This is a genomic window from Rhodopirellula bahusiensis, assembly GCF_002727185.1.
Classification (GTDB): Bacteria; Planctomycetota; Planctomycetia; order Pirellulales; family Pirellulaceae; genus Rhodopirellula; species Rhodopirellula bahusiensis.
Window position 1 is genome coordinate 79455 of sequence record NZ_NIZW01000016.1, and the last position, 18493, is coordinate 97947.

The 18493-nt window shown below is 57.5% G+C and carries 13 protein-coding genes; 6 read left to right on the forward strand and 7 right to left on the reverse strand.

Features of this window, described 5'->3' with window-relative positions; genetic code table 11:
* Positions 1-68: 68 nt before the first annotated feature.
* On the reverse strand, positions 69-452 hold the full coding sequence (locus tag CEE69_RS19965; protein ID WP_099262381.1) for an ATP-binding protein: 384 nt from the start codon (positions 450-452) through the stop codon (positions 69-71).
* 199 nt (positions 453-651) lie between these two features.
* Between CEE69_RS19965 and CEE69_RS19970 the strand changes: the two genes are divergently transcribed.
* Positions 652-1332 carry a response regulator transcription factor gene (locus CEE69_RS19970; protein WP_233215438.1) on the forward strand — a complete coding sequence of 227 codons (681 nt, stop codon included), beginning with the start codon at positions 652-654 and terminating at the stop codon, positions 1330-1332.
* A 30-nt stretch (positions 1333-1362) separates the two neighbouring features.
* On the opposite strand, the gene CEE69_RS19975 is transcribed toward CEE69_RS19970, so the two are convergent.
* Entirely contained in the window at positions 1363-8787 is a 7425-nt protein-coding gene (locus tag CEE69_RS19975; RefSeq protein WP_099262382.1) for a type I polyketide synthase, read from the reverse strand.
* 257 nt (positions 8788-9044) lie between these two features.
* Between CEE69_RS19975 and CEE69_RS19980 the strand changes: the two genes are divergently transcribed.
* Positions 9045-9866 carry a hypothetical protein gene (locus CEE69_RS19980; RefSeq protein WP_099262383.1) on the forward strand — a complete coding sequence of 274 codons (822 nt, stop codon included), beginning with the start codon at positions 9045-9047 and terminating at the stop codon, positions 9864-9866.
* A gap of 4 nt (positions 9867-9870) precedes the next feature.
* Here CEE69_RS19980 and CEE69_RS19985 read toward each other — a convergent pair whose 3' ends face one another.
* The 4 genes from CEE69_RS19985 to CEE69_RS20000 form a co-directional block, all read right to left on the reverse strand.
* The gene (locus CEE69_RS19985) at positions 9871-11013 is read right to left on the reverse strand and encodes an ATP-grasp domain-containing protein (protein ID WP_099262384.1); all 1143 of its coding nucleotides are present in this window, start codon (positions 11011-11013) and stop codon (positions 9871-9873) included.
* A gap of 13 nt (positions 11014-11026) precedes the next feature.
* The gene (locus tag CEE69_RS19990; RefSeq protein ID WP_099262385.1) at positions 11027-11419 is read right to left on the reverse strand and encodes an acyl-CoA thioesterase; all 393 of its coding nucleotides are present in this window, start codon (positions 11417-11419) and stop codon (positions 11027-11029) included.
* A 5-nt stretch (positions 11420-11424) separates the two neighbouring features.
* Positions 11425-11745, reverse strand: a complete 321-nt coding sequence (locus CEE69_RS19995) for a metal-sulfur cluster assembly factor (protein ID WP_099262454.1) — start codon at positions 11743-11745, stop codon at positions 11425-11427.
* A 61-nt stretch (positions 11746-11806) separates the two neighbouring features.
* A complete protein-coding gene (locus CEE69_RS20000; protein ID WP_233215439.1) occupies positions 11807-12289 on the reverse strand; it encodes a ComEA family DNA-binding protein in 483 nt (160 codons plus the stop codon).
* A 226-nt stretch (positions 12290-12515) separates the two neighbouring features.
* Here CEE69_RS20000 and dapB point away from each other — a divergent pair, with 226 nt between their 5' ends.
* Both dapB and CEE69_RS20010 read left to right on the forward strand, forming a co-directional pair.
* Positions 12516-13358, forward strand: a complete 843-nt coding sequence (gene dapB, locus CEE69_RS20005) for a 4-hydroxy-tetrahydrodipicolinate reductase (RefSeq protein ID WP_099262387.1) — start codon at positions 12516-12518, stop codon at positions 13356-13358.
* A gap of 62 nt (positions 13359-13420) precedes the next feature.
* On the forward strand, positions 13421-14329 hold the full coding sequence (locus CEE69_RS20010; RefSeq protein ID WP_099262388.1) for a 1,4-dihydroxy-6-naphthoate synthase: 909 nt from the start codon (positions 13421-13423) through the stop codon (positions 14327-14329).
* 35 nt (positions 14330-14364) lie between these two features.
* On the opposite strand, the gene CEE69_RS33270 is transcribed toward CEE69_RS20010, so the two are convergent.
* Positions 14365-14793, reverse strand: coding sequence for a hypothetical protein (locus tag CEE69_RS33270; protein ID WP_233215441.1), 429 nt, complete (start codon positions 14791-14793; stop codon positions 14365-14367).
* 13 nt (positions 14794-14806) lie between these two features.
* Between CEE69_RS33270 and CEE69_RS20015 the strand changes: the two genes are divergently transcribed.
* Together CEE69_RS20015 and CEE69_RS20020 are read left to right on the forward strand one after the other, a co-directional pair.
* Positions 14807-17998 (forward strand): serine/threonine-protein kinase, encoded by a 3192-nt coding sequence (locus CEE69_RS20015; RefSeq protein WP_233215442.1) that lies wholly within the window; start codon positions 14807-14809, stop codon positions 17996-17998.
* 75 nt (positions 17999-18073) lie between these two features.
* Entirely contained in the window at positions 18074-18469 is a 396-nt protein-coding gene (locus tag CEE69_RS20020; RefSeq protein WP_099262389.1) for a hypothetical protein, read from the forward strand.
* Positions 18470-18493 lie beyond the last annotated feature (24 nt).

Genomic DNA, 18493 nt, shown 5'->3' on the forward strand with positions numbered 1-18493 from the left:
GTCCGAACGCCCTCAAGGTATCCGCGTTGGGTTCCTTGAGGGCTATTCGGGTGCGGCTCACCGCTTGTTCAGGCGGACATATTCTTGGGCAACAGTGCTCGCAGGAACTGAGGCATCATGCCCATGTAGCAAGCACACTTTGGGCACACCGTGGACTGATCGCTCACCAAGTACTCACACCGCGGGCACGGTCGGTGTGAATCCGAATTCGCCTCGCTGGATTCAGTTTCCGGTTGCTGAACGGGGGCCACGGTTGCGTCACCCAGAATTCGCATCACGCCCGTGTCCGACAGCGTATCGCGGGCAGGGGGTTCGGCAGCGACAGTCAATGCTTCTTCCCACGGAATGGTGACCGCGACACCACATCGAGGGCAAGGAAGGGTTTTACCGGCCAGCGCCCCCGCGGCTCGTAGATGGTGCCCATTGCTGCAGGTGATTGATTTTCGATCCATTTTTCTCTCCCGTTGGTGAACCCTGTGAGTCTCCGCTCACGGCAATGCTTCAATGCCGATACCGGTGCAAGGTTCCGCCAAACCAATCGAAAATTGGTACGACATCGGTTTCTCCGATGAGCTCCTATTGTGCCGAAACCTTTTGGCAGGACTGGGGTTCCAATCGCTGAACGTTCATGCCCGAGAAGGAAAAGATGCAATGCAAGATCGACTGCTATTGGTCGAAGATGACACCCATTTGGCAGCGATGGTCAGTGACTTCCTCCAAGAAAACGGTTTCTCGGTGGAGATCGAAAACGATGGCGAACTCGCCGCCAAACGAATTGTCCACAGTCGATTTGACGCGATTGTGTTGGACATCGGTTTACCTAGCATGAACGGGATCGATGTCTGCCGGGCCGTCCGAAATCACTTCTCTGGACCGATCATCGTTCTGACCGCTCGCGGGGAAGAAATTGACGAAGTCGTCGCGTTGGAAGTCGGCGCGGATGATTTCATGAGCAAACCGGTCCGCCCGCGTGCGCTGCTCGCTCGGTTGAAAAATCATTTGAGAAAGTCGGACTCACAGCTCACCGAAGAAGACCGAATCGTCGTTGGCGATATGATCGTCACACCCGCGAAACGTCAGGTAACGATCGCGGGCGACCAGGTCGATATGACCACTGCCGAATTCGACTTGATCGAATACCTTGCATCGCGTGCTGGTTCGGTTGTCGCTCGCAAAGACATCTATGTCGATCTGCTGGGCCTGCCCTACGATGGCCTTGACCGTTCAATCGACTTGAGAGTCTCACGGGTCCGACGCAAACTCGGCGACGACCCAAACCACCCCACGCGAATCAAATCGGTTCGCGGGGTTGGATACCTGATGGCAAAGTGAACGACGCCAATCAAATCACTGGCGACTTCTTCACTTCGCCGTGGCGTGCTGTTCCATTCGCTTTGATAATTCGCGAGCTTGCTCGCCCATCAGCATCGTGAAGTGATCGCCATCGGCCTGTTCCACGATGACTTCTTTATCGAGCTGAGACGCCCAATCCAAGTGATCGGTCCAGCGTTCTCCCGACGAACCCTCCAACGCCGTCGTCTTCACCGGCAGGATCAATTGCACACTCGGGCCGGACGGGTCAATCTCATACGACTTGATGAACTGGACGTGTTGCCGACTGGTGTCAATCAACTTGCGAACCATCTCGGGTGACGCCGATTGACTGAGCACGCCCGCACGTTGAGCCTCTTCCAACACACGCTGCCAAATTCGGTCGGTACCACGGGCTTCTTCCAATTCTTCCGCAGGCAGATGCATGTCAGTCCCCGAGAACGCGTTGGAGAACTGAATCAGATCGGCGACGAACTGGACATCATCGTTTGGATCAACATTGCGATAAATCGATGGAAGTGGTGTGTCCAACAAGGTCACCGACACGTCTTCGCGACCTTCCTTCTCCAAGCGATGGGCAAGCTCCAATGCAAAGATTCCGCCGGCAGACCATCCAATCAATCGAAGTTCGTCATCCGCGAATCGTTCTTGCACGAGAGCAACATACTCTTCCATCATGGCGTCCATCGACGCCGGTGGCTCGCTGACTCCGTCCGATCCACCGCCGACCAGAGCATGCACCGGTTGGTCTTCGTCCACTTGCTTCGAAAACTCCGTGTAGCATGCTGTTGATCCGCCAAGTGGGTGTATGCATAGCCACGGCGATCGACTGCCCTCGGCTTTCAGCGGCACGATCAACGCGGTCTTGTCGCTTCCGGATTGCGCCGACTTCTCCGGTGCCTTTTTCATCTCGCCGTCTTCGTCGGCAAACTGCGACACGACATGTCCAACCAAGCTGTTGATGGATGGCGACTCGACGAGTGCTGACATCGGAATCGTGATCGCCAAGCGTTGCTCGAGATTGTTCTTCAATTCCATAGCGATCAAGGAATCCATGCCCAATTCGCTGAGTTTCTGCTTGACGTCAATTTGCTCCGCCTCCCACCCCATCAATCGGGCGAGCTCGGAAGCGAAGTACTGACGCAACCGTTCCGTTCGTTCGGCTTCAGGAATCCCCGACAATTGCGATCGGAACTCGTGGTCAACCTGATCCGCCTTCGTTTTGGAATCACCTTGCGAGTGATCCGCAAACTCGGCGAAGAAAGGTCGGCTGCGACGCATACTTTTTGTCATCGCCGGCCAATCCACATCCATCACGGCAACGTATCGATCCCCAGCTTCAATGAGTTGCTGCATGGTTTGCAGACACGCATCGGCGGGAAGCAGTCTCATTCCGCGAGATTCCAACTGCGACGATCGGTCTTCCGTGGCGGCCATACCAGACTCGGCCCACGGGCCCCAGGCGATGCTGGTCGCTGGCAAACCTTGACCACGACGGTACTCGGCCAAAGAATCCAAAAAGCTATTGGCCGCGGCATAGTTGGCTTGGCCAGGCGACCCCAGGCAAGCGGCGATGGACGAGAACAACACGAACGATTCGATCGGCAAGTCTTTCGTTGCGACGTGCAAGTTCCAGCCGCCTCGGACCTTGGGACTCATCGGAACGAGCAACTGATCCGATGTCATGTCCATCAACAACCCATCCTGCAAAACACCGGCGGCGTGATAAACGTGACCAATCGGAGGCAGACCTCTGGGCAATTGCTCAAGCGCCGATCGCAGCGAGTCGAGGTCACCCACGTCACCTTGCAGCACGGTCACTTTCGCGGAATCAGAATCCTTTGTCAGAGCTTCGATCTTTGCGGCGATTTCTCCGACCGGCTGACGACGAGAAAGCAATGCGATGCTGGTCGCGCCGTCGTCGATCAATTGTTTGGCTAGCTTCAACCCAATCGCACCGGTACCGCCAGTGATCAAGACAGTCGAATCAACCGGTTCTTCTTTCGCCCCGTCCGCATCAGCAGAATCAAGATCCACCTGCGTCGACATTCGCGTGATGACTTTGCCGATGTTCTTTCGCTGTGCCATGTAGCGGAACGTCTCGACCATTTCGGTTTGATCAAACTCGGTGCAAGCGATCGGTTGCAGGTCGCCCGCTTCGAATCGTTCAGCTAACTCGGCCCACAATTTTTCGATCTTCGCGGGACGTTGTCTCAACACGCGATCCAAATCGATCGCGTGGTAGGACAGATTGTCCTGGAACGGCAACAACCCCACTTTGCGATCTTGGTAAATGTCGGTCTTGCCGATCTCCAGGAAGCGACCGTAGGCATTGAGCACACTCAGGCTTTTCGGTATCGCTTCGCCCGGCAAGGAATTCAACACCACGTCCACTCCGTCGCCAGCAAAAACGCGTCGGATATCGTCCGCGAATTCGGTGGTCCGAGAGTTGAAGACATGCTTCACGCCACTGTTGCGCAGAAATTCGCGTTTCTCGTCGCTGCCCGCCGTCGCGATGATTTCGGCACCCAAATACTTCGCGATCTGCGTGGCGGCCAAACCAACTCCACCGGCCCCGGCGTGAATCAACACGCGTTCGCCGGGTTGAACATCGGCCAAATGCACAAGCCCATACCACGCGGTTAGAAACGCGATCGGGATTGTTGCGGCCTCAACGTCGTCAATATTGGCCGGGCGTTTGATCAGCGTGTACTCCGGCGTTTTGGCATGTGATCCAAAGCTGAACGGAGCGACTCCCATCACGTGGTCGCCAACTTGGAAGTGCTTTGCGTCCTTGCCGATCGCGGTGACGACGCCCGAGCACTCGATGCCCAATGGCACGACCTTGTCGGTGATCCCGGGGTACAACCCCATCACTTTCAGCACATCGCTGAAGTTCAAACCCGCCGCATTCACCCGCAGTTGAACTTCGCTTCCTTGAGGAGCATCAAGTTCCATTGGCTCGAAGTACAACGAATCGAAACTACCGGTTTGGCGGAATCGCAAACGGTGAGGCTGCGATGGAATCGCAACCGACGTCTCGCCGTCCGAATTCGCGGGAGCGTTTCGCTTCACCAATCGTCCCACGTGACGCGTGTCGTTCCGGTAGGCGATGTGATCTTCTTCATCGGCCGCGACAATTTCAGCGATGGTCGCCGACGCATTGCCCTCTTCCGAAGCGGACGGATCCAAATCCAACAACGATGGTTTCAGATCCGCGAGCTCCATCATCGCGACACGAATCATTCCCCACAATGGAGCATGAGCCAAATCGATCTTCGTCTCCGATTCGGAAACCGTTTGGGCTGCCTTCGTGCAATGCCACCAACCGCGAAAATGCTTCCCGACCGTGACGTGCTGAATGGCGGATCGAATTTGCTTCAGCGCCGACTGGCAAGCGACTTCCGCGTCGCCCGCCGGGTCACTTGGATCGCCGATGGAATCCCAGAGTGTGATGATCGCGGCGAGTGCGGACGTCGATTCCGATCGTTCGGCGAGCGACTTGAAGTCTCCCGTCAGATCGCCGGTGACAACCTCGGCCCCGAGACCAGCCAACTGCTTGGAAAGGGACTCTTGCAGCGACCCACCTTCGCCCAACAACCAAACTTGCTGCCCGCTCAAGTCACCTTCACCGTCGAGCGATTCAGTGGCCTGCCATTCAATCTGGTAGAGCGAATCATCCAGCGACTCCGCTGCACCACCGACGCGTCCGACACGAGTCACGCGAACGCCAGTCCACTCGGCGACGACCTCGTTCTGTTCATTGACCAGCCAAACGTCGCCTTCAACAAACTCGGGGTCGAGGACATCTCCCGGAGAAGTTCTTTTGCCGTAGGTGCGAAGTGTTCCGCTGGGTTGTTGATGCACCACTGCTCGCGAAACTTTCGTGGGCATGTAGGTTGCTTCGCTGAACGTGTCGTGATCAGGTCGCGGAACCAAAGCCGAGAATGTTTGCATCAGCGCATCGCCAAGAACGGGATGCAAAATGTAATCACCAAACTCAGCTCGCGTGGCTTCGTCACATTGGACTTGCCCCAACGCCTCGTCAATCGAGTAGTCGACGCGGTGCAACATTCGGAATCGCGGTCCGTACTCCAGTCGCCGATGCGACATCAAGTCATAGAACTCATCGTGATCCTTGCCACCAACAAATCGGTCAGCAACCGTTGCCATGCTTGTTGGTGAACCGACAGCATCCACCTTCGATGTTTCATCAGCTTGTTCCGCGGGCACCAGCGATGCGGACATGTGCCGCTGCCATGGTTCCGTTGTATCGGAACGATCACGCGAGAACACTTCGAGAGACAAGCTCTCATCAACGATGGTCTGGAAAGTTTTCCAACGGTCTTCGCTGACAAACATAGCCTGTTCGATATTCGCATCCGTGACCGCATGCGAGCCAGCACCGAAGCGATCTCGGGCAGCGGCAAAAGCGACCTCCATGAACGCAGCACCGGGCAAGTTGACCGATCCTTGCACCGCGTGATCGGCCAAGAACTCTGGCGAACGGGCCGACAACGCGTTTTCATACAAACGGCTCTGCAGTGCCGAGGGCAGCAACCTCCCCAGCATTGGATGCAACAATTCGCCGGATCCGGAACGACGCCGAGATGGATCCTCGACGATTTCATCCGTTGGATCCAACCAGTAACGTTGGCGATCAAATGGGTAGGTCGGCAAAACCAATCGCTGTCGTTTCCAAGGTCGATCAAACGCCCTCCAATCAATCTTGCCGCCGCGAGCGTGAACGTCGCCCACCGCTTCGTACAAAATTGATTCGTCATCCTTGCCCGACCGTAGCGACGTCGTCCAGGTTGCAGAAGAATCCGGCAAACAACGCTTCCCCATGCCAGTCAAAATGGGCGACGGCCCAACTTCCAACATGACATCGATGTCCATCTCCGCCAGCGTTCGCATGCTGGGTTCAAAACGGACCGCGTTGCGAATGTGATCGCACAAATAATTCGCGTCCCACGCCTTGTTCCACTGCTCACCAGTCAAATTGCTGATCAATGGAATGCGAGGTGATTTGAATTCGCATTGCTCTGCAAGCTCACGGAATTCATCCAGCATCGGCTCCATCAATTGCGAATGAAACGCGTGCGATACTTGCAACGCTTTCGAAGCGACACCGGCTTCCTCGCAGTGCTTTGCGAAAGCATCGAGTTCCGATTGCGGGCCGGAAACGACGGTGTTCTGCGGCCCATTCTCCGCGGCGATCGAAAGCGACCCACCACCTGATGTTTCAAATTCTCGAAGATGCTTCGCGATGACATCCGTCGATTCAAACATGGCTGTCATGCCACCGCCGGCGGGCAACTCGCCCATCAAACGACCGCGATGAGCGATCAAGTTCAACGCATCTTCCAACGAAACGACCCCGGCAATGCAAGCCGCGGCAAATTCTCCGACGCTGTGTCCCAAAACAACGTTTGGTTTCAAGCCCCACGACAACCAAAGCTGAGCAAGTGAATACTCAATCGCGAACAGTGCGGGTTGGGTGTATCGGGTTTGATGGACCAGTTCCGAATCGGGTCCGTCACCGTACAGCACATCTAGCAAGCGTTTGGGCAGGACCTTCGAAAGGAGTTCGTCGCACCGCGTCATCGCCTCGCGAAAAACGGGCTGAGTTTCGAACAAACCTTTTCCCATGCCCGGCGATTGCGCACCTTGGCCGGTGAACAAAAACGCGGTGCGAGTCGCTCGGCTCGTCACGGTTTGCCCGTTGCGGATGCCGGGACCTTTCTTGCCTTTGCTCAACTGAGTCAACTGCTCACCGAGTTGAGCCGCGTCCTCGAATACAACGGCAGTTCGATGGGTGTGATGAACACGTCCGACGTTCATCGTGTGGGCGACATCCACGACGTTGTCATCCGTGCGGTCGAGATGCTGTTTCAAACGCGATGCAACGTCGGCGATGGCGGCTTCGCTTTTGCCACTCAGGTTCAACACATGCCGGGTGCGATCCTTTAATTTTGAATCAGCTGAACCGGCGGGCTCAACCGTATCCGTCGCCACATACTGCTGCATCACCAAGTGCGTGTTCGCACCACCGAACCCGAACGAACTGACTCCGGCAACAAGCGGTTCATCATCGACCGGCCAAGGTGGTGACTGAGCAGGGATCACGATGCGCGAACGCTTCAACGACATTCGCGGGTTGAGCTTTTTCAAATGAAGCTGGCCGGGAATGGTTTGGTGACGCATCATCAGCAACAGTTTGATGATGCCAGCCACGCCCGAGACCGTTTCCATGTGGCCCACGTTGGCTTTGACACTGGTCACATAGCACGGCGGGTCGACGCCAGGTTTTCCGGAGAAGACTTGCGTCAGTGCGTCGACTTCGATCGGGTCGCCCAACGGCGTTCCGGTTCCATGCGCTTCGATGTAGTTGACTCGAGACGCAGGCAAGCCCGCTTCGCGAAGGGCGGTGCGAATGACGGCTTGTTGCGACACACCATTGGGAGCGGTGATGCCGCTTGTTCGACCGTCTTGGTTGGTCGCGCTAGCCAGGATGGTTCCCCAAATGTGATCGCCATCGCGTTCCGCATCACTCAATCGCTTCAACAACAGCATGCCGCAGCCTTCGCCGCGAACGTAGCCGTTGGCATCAGCATCGAAAGGACGGCATTGACCATCCGGTGACAACATTCGTGCTTTGGAAAACGCGATCGTTGTTTCAGGGGTCAAGATCGCGTTCACGCCACCGGCGAGCGCCGCATCGCACTCACCCGCACGCAAACTTTGCACGGCCAGATGAATGGCCATCGTCGATGATGAACACGCAGTGTCGATTGCCATGCTGGGACCGCGAAGGTCCATGATGTAGGACAGCCGATTGGCCGCGATCGACAGCGCGTTGCCTGTCCCGACGTGCGCATCGATGTACTGGTAGTAGCCGTCGTAGGTCGACGGGACTTTGGAATAGTCGGTGCCACCAATTCCGACATAAGCACCAACGGGAGTGCCCGCCAAACTGGACACCGGGATGCCGGCGACCTCAAACGCTTCCCAGCTGACTTCCAACAGCAATCGTTGCTGGGGATCCATCCGCGCCGCTTCGCGAGGCGAGATCCCAAAGAACTTGGGGTCGAACTGATCGATGTTGTCGACCATCCCCGCTCGACGGACCGACATGCGTCCGGCTTTTTGACCGGTTGGATCGTAGAGTTCATCCACGTCCCAGCGTTCTGGCGGGATCTCGGCGGTTGCATCGATCCCTTCCGAAATCACCTTCCAATACGCATCCAAATCCGGCGCCCCCGGAAACCGACACGACACTCCCACGATCGCAATCGCCTCGGCGGACGATTTCAATTGGCCGGAAACAGCGGGTTTGACGGCGGGAGAGGGCGTCGACGACGACGAACGGGCCAAGCGTTTTCGCAGTGCTGCTCTCTGGTCTGGAGAGAGCTTCGCGAGACGTTCGGAAAGGTCACGTTCGGGTGAATTCACGATGCAGTGTTCAGGTTAGATGTTCAGGCGGAAGGCGAACGAATTCGCGAAGCCAAGATTACTTCACAAGTTTGCTTAAGCGACGAAGAATTACCAGCACGGAGGCGACTTCTCAAAGCCTTGATTGTGAGTCGTCGTTTGGATCATTTGCATCTATACTAACGCCCAAACCGCCTGACCAATCGGCCCGCGTCCCGTCGGAGCGGTCCGCCAAGTTTCGCCAGACGTCTTCCTTCCCTTTTGCCAACGATTTCTTGATGCCGATTCGCTTGCAATGCTCCTGTGGCAAACAACTCAGCGTCCGCGACGAATTTGCCGGAAAAGCGGTGAAATGCCCCAGCTGCAGCAAGGCAATTCGCGTGCCGGCAGCAGGAGGGGGGGGTAAGCCGGCTGCGGCACGAGCCGCCAAGCCAAAAGCAGCAGCCGCTCGTCCGGCCGCAGCTCGCCCCGCACCCGCGGCGTCTCAATCGGACTCTCTGGACGATTTATTCGCGGAAGAAGGCTTCGATCGCCAGGTTTTCGCGGTCTGCCCGGCCTGCAAATCCGAGATGGCAGCCGGCGCGGTGCTTTGCACCAAATGCGGCTACAACAAAGAGACCGGCACCAGCGTCGAAAGCCACAAAGTTGCCGGCGTCGACATCGACATGGGCACACTGGCCCTGATGAAGGCCGAACAAGACATGGTTCGCGATGTGGCGTTGCAAGAAAAAATGCAAAAAGGCGCCGGCATGCCGCCGTGGATGCTGGCGTTGATCCTCTTCATCCTCGGCAGCGCCGTCACGATCGCGGTTTTGGCAGTGAACGCTTCCCGCCGAGTCGAACAATTGCAGTTCAAACCGCTGCAAATGTTCTGCAACCTCGGTGGCGCCGCGTTTGCGATGGTCGCCATCGGATCGGTGCTGACCCTGATCGCTCGTGCTTTCAAAGTCAGCCGCAACGAAGGGTTGCTGTCGCTGACAATTCTGTACGTTCCGATCTTTGTCATCCGACACTTCCGAGACAACTGGAAAGCGGCGATGACCGCCATCATCTGCGGCGGTTGCGCCGGCGGTTTCTTTGCCGCCGCCTCTCGCATGTGATCCATCAGCAATCGCTGCTTGACTTCCGGTCCGTTTGGACTTCCCCACTCGTGGCCCAGCGAACTTGATTCGAACCAGTTCGAAACGAAAAGCTGGCTTCCGGCTGTTCGGTGATCAGCGACGGGTTCCAGATGGAGGTCAGGTTCTGATCTGTCAGATGTCGAACACCGATGTACGACGTGGTCAGCCGCGGATTGATCTCGATCACGCAGTCATCCTCCGGACGATCACCTAAGACGAAGTCGATCCCCAAGAACCCACGTGGTGACGCGGGCAAAGCTTGCAAGACTTGCTTGGCGAGCTTGAATCCTCGCGATTGCAATTCGATATCGATCGGTCCGCTACCGCCAGTGTAGTGAGTCGACCGACCAGCGGATTGATTATCAGCCGCCGTGTCGTCGTTGCGCCGCTGACAATGCTGCCACACCGCCGGACAGATGACTGGTTCCGCGATCGCGTTCTTCGCTTCGCCGACAACCAAGATTGATGCGGGCCGGCCTTCGATCCATGCTTGCGCAACTTCGTTGTCTTGGAGTGCGGAACATGCAAGCTCCCAATCATCAAAAACACGAATGGCTTCGGAACCACATCCGTCTCTCGGCTTTCGAACCCAACGATTCGCCGTCAATCCAACGGAACCGAGCCTGCTCGACTGACGCTTGAGCTCGTCCGTGCTTGAATCCTTGTTTGACCAAGTCAGCGGTGTGGGGATGGCGTGTTCCGTCAACCATTTCGCAGTCAACCATTTGTCGCTGGCCATCTGCATCGTCGGCTCATCAACCGCCAACACATCGATATCTGCGTCGCGGAAGGCGGCAACGAGTCTCGCAAGTTCACCATCCGTTTCGGGTGCAACCAGAATTGCGACGTCGCATTTTTTTGCGAGCCTCAACCATTGTTCACAAACGGTTTCCGCTAGTTCGAGAGCGACGCATCGAACGGCATCCGGCACGTCGGCCACCAAATCGATGCCTGGCAAACCGAACCGAGGATCGATCGGCGTGACCACCTCCGCCCAGTCCGCGAAATCGGTGACCAAGGCTTGCCACATCGCTCGGCCTTCACTCAAAAGCGAAGACGGGATCTGGTTTTGGGGTGTGGACAGCATGCCGCCGCCACACAGAAATTCGCCAACAAAGACTCGCATACGGAAACCTCCGTCAGCGAGCTTCCAGGTTTGGCAACCGAGCCAATTTGCCAGTTCGATCGACACAGGCGATCACCGAGTCCGCTTCGACGATCAATTGATCGTCGCGGTGAATTTGATAGAGGTGTCGCATTCGAACCTTGCGTATTTCCACGACCGTGGTCGTCAGCTCCAGCCAGTCATCGAATTCGGCAGGAGCGAAATACTTCACGTTCATCTCGGCGACGACCAGCATCCGCCCTTCGTCTTCGATTGTTTTGTAGTTGAAACCGAGATCGCGCAGCATCTCGACCCGACCACGCTCGAAGTAGTTCAGGTAGTTGGCATGATGGACTCGACGCTGGCCGTCAGTTTCCTGGTAGGCCACGCGGAATCCATACTTATGCGATGTCTTCGAATCCGTCACCGCGACTAAAAGATGCCGAGGTGATCGCGAGCTTCGTCGGTCATACAATCCGGAGTCCAAGCCGGTTCCATGACGACCTTCACGTCGCAAGTGTCAACTTCTTCGAGCGATTCCGCAGCGTTTTTGGTTCCAGCGACCAGCTGTGGACCGGCTGGGCACATGGGGCTGGTCATCGTCATTTCGACGTTGACGTCGTAGCGGCCGTCTTCTTTTTCCTCGCCGACTTGAACGACGTACACCAATCCCAGGTCGACGATATTGACGTACAACTCGGGATCGATGACCTCTTTGAGGGCTTCGCGGACTTTGTCTTCAGCCAGAGCCATTGGAATGCTCGTTGAATCTCGTGGTTGGAAATCGTTTGCCGACGTCGACGTACGGACGCGGTCAGTCAGAAAGTCGGCCGGAGACGACTCTCGCGAGACGTTCATCATGGCCACCGCCCCCGAAATCGTCAAACCGATCCGTTACCCGCCGCCGGTTGACGTGCACCCAAGGCCGCAGGGACTGCAATAGTTTCGGGCCGACGCCGTGAACCGCCAACAAATCCTCGACGGATCCAAACGGACCGTGAGAATCGCGGTGCCGGACAACCCGATCGGCCAGTTTGGGACCGATTCCAGGCAACAATGACAATTCACGAGCGTCGGACGAGTTCAACGCGATGCTCAATTGCGGAAAAGCATCCGGCGATCGCCCACTCGCTTCAGACTGGGATCGCGTTGATGTCGTTTGCATCCATGAGACCGCCGCCAGCAGAACCAACAGGCTCACTGCCAGCTGCAACCCGGAGTGAGTTAGAACGCACGTTGTCCGATTGGCGGAGTGGCCTCCTGCAGCGGTCTCGGCTTGGCCTTCGGTGGCGGACATCAACATTCCCAATCGAGCTTCCTATCCGGATAACTCATGTTGGGTCCGGGGCAGGGCGTGGCAATGTGCAAGAGTCGCAAGGCTCCATTCAAAGATGAATGTCGCCACGAAAAGCGAGGTCGCTGGCGTGCGATCGTCCGACCTGTTGGTTCGTTTGTGCGAGCGTTAGATTGAGGCATTGGCGGCGTGATCGCAGTTCATTTCCTCTCGCAGACGGTTCAATTCGGTGGCAGATTCAACAGGCCCGATTTCCCTCACAGTTCATGGTGCAGCCGGTCGCATGGGACGCCGCGTCGTGGCTCTCGGTTTGGCGGATCCCAGCTTCCAATTGGTCGGTGCCATCGATCACGCCGAGTCCCCCGAACTCGGAAAAGACTCGGGTGCCGTGGCCGGTGAAGCCCCCTCTGGCGTTGAAATTTCTTCGCATTGGCCAGCACTGGACGAAAAATCCATCAAGCGAGCCGTCATTGATTTCTCGCTTCCCGAAGCCATCGACGGATGCGTGCAACACTGCGTCGAAGCCGGCTCGCCACTGGTCGTTGCGACAACTGGTTTGACGGAAGAACAGAAGCAAGGTTTGTCCGAAGCTGCGAAGTCGATCCCAGTTGTTTGGGCTCCGAGCATGTCGTTGGCGGTCAACTTGTCGATGAAAATCGCGGAGCAGATCACCGCGGCACTCAAAGACGTATCCGGCGGTTTGGACGTTGAGATTTTGGAACGACATCACCGGTTCAAGGCAGACGCTCCCAGCGGCACCGCGTTGAAGTTTGGTGAACTGATTGCTGGACAGTTGGGTGAATCCACCTCGCATGTTCACGGTCGAGAAGGACACACGGGCGCTCGAACTCGCGAAGAAATTGGCTACCACGCGATTCGCGTGGGCGACAATCCGGGTGAGCACACGATCGTGTTTGGCATGTTGGGCGAGAAAATCGAACTCAACGTCGCCGCCAGTAACCGCGACTGCTACGCGTCCGGTGCCCTGGCAGCAGCCAAGTGGTTGATCCAACAAGACAAGGGTCCCGGCCTGTACAGCATGTTCGATGTACTGGGCATGTCGCAGGGCTGAGCCAGCCCAGTTCCGAGTCAGTGTCGAACCGGTGAATTCCAATCAGCGAATCCAATAAGTCTGTGAATCCAATCGAGTCTGTCCCCCACGAACTTCGGATCGGCGAAGGTCCCGAACTGCATCTGGGAATCTCCACGTGCCCCAATGACACCTTCGCATTTTCGCGGTTGCTGGACGCGGCGATGCAGCCCGGCGAATCGACGCTGGATACCGGCGGATTCACATGGCGGATCGAGTTGCTGGACATCGACGAGCTGAATCAACGGCTGCTGGCTGGCGAATTTGACCTGGCGAAGACGAGCTTCCACGCGGCGCTGTTGATGGCCGATCAGACGCGGGTGCTGCCCGTTGGGTCGGCGCTTGGGTTCGGCGTTGGCCCGTTGCTTTTGGCGGCTCGAGAAGGCGAAAAACCACAGAATCCCGACCAAATCACGCTCTGCCCGGGCGAGCACACGACCGCTCACTTGCTGTTTCGACTGTTTTACCCAGACTCGACTTCGGTGCGTCAGGTTGTGTTTTCGGAGATCATGCCGGCGCTGCAGCGGGGTGAAGCCGATTTTGGCGTTTGCATTCACGAAGGGCGGTTCACCTACGCCGAATCGGACCTCCATTTGGCCGCGGATCTTGGAAATTTGTGGGAAAACGCGACGAAACGGCCTTTGCCCTTGGGCGGGTTGGTGATGCGTGATCGGCACGCTCCCGCCACCATGGCAGCGGCTTGTGATGTGATTGGCAGATCGCTGAAATCAGCTCGCCAAACGCCCAACTCGGCCCTGCCCGCGATGCGTCGATACGCTCAAGAAATGGACGATTCGGTGCTGATGCAGCACGTCGAGCTGTACGTCAACGACTGGACCGAGGACCTCGGATCGGTCGGGCAAGACGCGTTGACGACACTCTCGGAAATGGCCCAGCAAGTCGGCCTCGGAGCGGCGAAGCTACGTTTTTTCTGCGGTGAAACCGGTATCTGAGCGCCGAGATTGTTTGCCCGAACCGGGGGAAAGAACTATCCTGAAAGGGAACGGATTGCCTCTTTTCTCTTGTCTTTTCCGCCGCTGCGTCGCATGGATTCCCGGTCGCTCTCATCTTCCGATTCCTCGTATCCGGACCGTTCAGCGGTTTTGCCGGAGGGATCGACGGTGCACCGACCGAAACCAGCACCGGGCTCAAAACCAGCACCGGGCTCAAAACCAGCACCGGGCTCAAAACCAGCACCGGGCTCAGCAGAGAAGGGCGACTCGCCGCAAGATTCATCGGACCCGTCGTTGGTGGAACCGATTGTTGAGCCATCGGATGAATCATCCGACGACGACCAAAGAAGCTCCGGCGGGTCACGAAGATCTGATTCCCAGCCGCCTCGTCCCCCGGACGATGTGATCGAGGGTGCCGAGACTGTGATCCGGGCCGGTTCGAGCCGCTCGCATATTTCCGCCACACGATCCCATCGAATGGCCGGCGACTCGTTCCGCCTTCGAGACTCGTCCCACGCATCGCACCGACACAACACGCCAGCGTCCATCACGCGAGACCTGGGCGGTCAGCGGCTCAATCACTTCTTGCTGCTCGATCAAATCGGTGGCGGCGGAATGGGCGCCGTCTTCCGTGCTCGCGACGAACAACTTGGTCGAACGGTGGCGGTGAAGGTCATTCCGTTCGCGGCCGACGACCCCGACTTGCAACGACGGTTCCGCAACGAAGCCCAAAGTGCAGCGAAGCTGGATCATCCACTGATCGCTCGCGTGTTCGATGTTGGCAACGACGGCCCGTGGCACTACATCGTCTTTGAATACATCGACGGTGCCAACGTTCGCGACATGGTTGCCAACGACGGTCCATTGTCGCTGGACGATGCGTTGTTCTTCACCACGCAAGTCGCCGAAGCAATCGGCCACGCTTCGCGTCGTGGCATCGTTCACCGAGACATCAAACCGTCCAACGTGATCGTGACGACCGAAGGCGAGGTCAAACTCGTCGACATGGGGTTGGCTCGGTCGGATAACTTCGACACCAGCGAAGACATGACGGCCAGCGGCGTCACGCTGGGAACGTTTGATTACATCTCACCTGAACAAGCTCGCGACCCACGACTCGCTGATATACGAAGCGACTTGTACTCGCTCGGTTGCACGCTGTTTTACATGCTGACCGGTTCGCCACCGTTCCCCGGTGGGACGATGCTGCAGAAACTGCTCAGCCACGGCAACGCAGCGATCCCGGACATCCGCGAACACCGCGAAGACGTTCCGCCGGAGATGACGGCGATTCTGAACAAGATGCTCGCGAAGCTTCCGGAGGAACGCTATCAACGCAGCGAAACGCTGATCGCCGACCTGCGAGAACTTGCAACGCGAGAGAACTTGCCACGCAGTCGTGGCGTCACCGTTCCGACCGTGGAAGACGATGATCACCGCGAATCCATGCGGCGATTGCGTCGCCATTTGCCCTGGATGATCGCCGCCGGCATCTTGCTCTTCAGTGCGCTCGCCGTGGAGTTGCTATCGCTCCCATCGCGCAGGGACATCAGTCTCGCGATCGACAATTCGGTCTCACCGGAGGCCACTGAGTCTATTGCGCCGCGATCGAGTGCAAACATCGAAGACGCCATCGGCGCGGCCGAAACAGACTCGCCGCAGCCATTTGCGCAAGGTCCCGCGAACAGGTCTTCGATCAATTCACCCGCGACCGGTGCCGACGAAACACCAGATTCGCGAAGCGTGCTTGGGGCGGGGCAGGGTGCGTTGTTGCCGCCGGGACAACTTCCCGAAACATCGGTCGGGGATCGTTTGCCCAGCGGAGCTTCCCTGGCCTCGATGGGCACGGCTGCCGACCAAGCGAGTTCCACCGGCGCCGAATCCATGACGGCGATCGAGCAAATCGGTGAAGACTCGGCGACGGGACTCAGCACGACTCCGCGAGACCCATCGATGCCGCCCTCGATCGATCCCGATTCCGTCGTCTCAGGCACGACGCCACTCGCCGGTGGAATGACGGTCAACGATTCAGCGACTTCGGCCGTTGGTGTTGGCATCACCGGACCCGACGGCGCGTTTCCTTCGCTCGCTCCTGATCCGCCGCGCATCAGCGGATTGCCTTTGCCGCCAGGGATGGCGAACGAGAACTACCAAACGTTGCCTTTGGCGCCGACCGTTCCCAGCGTTGTCAATCGCGATGGCGAAAGAGGTACGAACCCGATCTACACGGCCACTCCCATGACCGGTGGTCCAATGATCGGCCCCGTCAACGCCCGCCCGCTGACTGGCGATCTCGCTGGCTCGCCAATCGCTCCAGACTCGATCGCCGGGAGCATGCTGAGCCCGAATGCGACCGGCACTACAAGACCTCGTTCAACCGGCGACGCGACGGGTGATTCCGTCACCGCGATGGAGCAAGAAACCAGTCGCCCGGTCGCCACGACACCGCCGGAACCCGTTCGAGTGCAAATCGTTTCGACGGAAGCACTGCGAGTCCCACAGCTTCGCGAAGAAGCCGCGCGGGCTGGCGTGCAACTGGCCACGACATTGGCCGATGCGTTGGAACTGGCTGATGAACTGGAAATCGATCGCATCGACATCGCGACGCCGCAATTGGTCTCTGCACCGGTCACCATCCCTCGCAGCGATTTGATCCTTTCATCGAGCCTGCCGGGCGGAACCGAGATCACATTCCGGTCGACTGAGAATGTGGACATGCAACGCAGCGAGATGATGACCATTGGCTCGCATCGCATCGAAATGTCGGGACTGCATTTCTTCTGGACTGTTCCGGCGACCGAAACGGACGGCGGCGCTCTGTTTGCAATCAACGACAACCGTCGTGTTCGACTTCGTGACTGCACGGTGACGATCGACAACGCATCGCGGCGTGACGACGTGCAAGCCTTCAGCATTGTCACCGATCCAGAACGATTGCCTTACGACCGAGTCGACAACGGCGGCGTGTCGGATACCAGCGGTGCATTGCCGTTGGTTTCCATTGAACTGTCCAACGTGATTGTTCGCGGCCAAATCACGATGGTCCGATTGGATGTGGCCGCCGAACTGCAACTGCTCTGGGAAAACGGGTTGCTGGCGGTTTCTCGTCGAATGATCGAAATGGGAGGTGCACTTCAACCGCCTCACCCGTCGTCTGGGTCCGTTCGATTGTCGCTGGAGCAACTGACCGCGATCACTCCGAAAGGTTTGCTGCAGATGCGGATGGGCGTCAGTGCTCGCTATCCGGTGGAAATTGAGCGTCGAGCCGAGGAATGCGTGTTCGTCGTTGACGCAGGAATTCCTCACATCGAATTAACGGGAATCCCACGTGTCGACCGGGATGAGATTTGGGTGCGACTTCGTGGATCCGGAAACGCCTACGACACCGACACCACCCTGGACGACCCGATGTTGCTGATTCGCGATGAATTGGGCCAAACGCGACTCACGACGATGAGCGATATCCTGGAAGATCCGCCGCCTTGGATGAATGAACGCCCGCCTCGCTGGACAGTCCGCTGGACCGAACAATTGCCCGAATCGACCCCCTCCAGCCGGTGGTCTCCACGTGACTTTAGGCAAGATGGATCGGTTGTGGGTGGATTCCAAGAAAGGTCCCTGCCTAGAATGCCGATGGAACGTACATTTGACTTTCCCCCCACACCGTGACTTTAATGGTGCGTCGGCGGTCTCGTCGACTCCCGCCTGAAAACCTACCTGATCTTTACTTGAGGAACCTGCTTGATGAAACGCTTGGCTCTTGTTCTGGGCATCGCTGCCTGCTTTTCCACCCCATCGTTCGCGATCAGCGAATTCGGCAAACAGTGGAAAGCTGACTACATCACTGAAGACACCGACGCTGATTTCGTGAAAGCATCTCGCAAAGCCGGTTGCAACCTCTGCCACGTCAAAGGCGCACCAGAGAAGAAAGAAGCTCGCAACGAGTACGGACGTGCATTGAGCAAACATCTCGATAAGAAGGACTTCCCCAAGGAATACTTCAAAGAGAACCCAGAAGAAGCCGCCGCGAAAATCTCGGCTGCCTTCAAAAAGGTTGCTGAAGTGAAAAGCAAAGACGGCAATGCCTTCGGCGAAAAGATCAAGAACAACGAATTGCCAGCGACCGACGCTGGTCTTTGATCGCTTCGACCACTGAGTGACGTT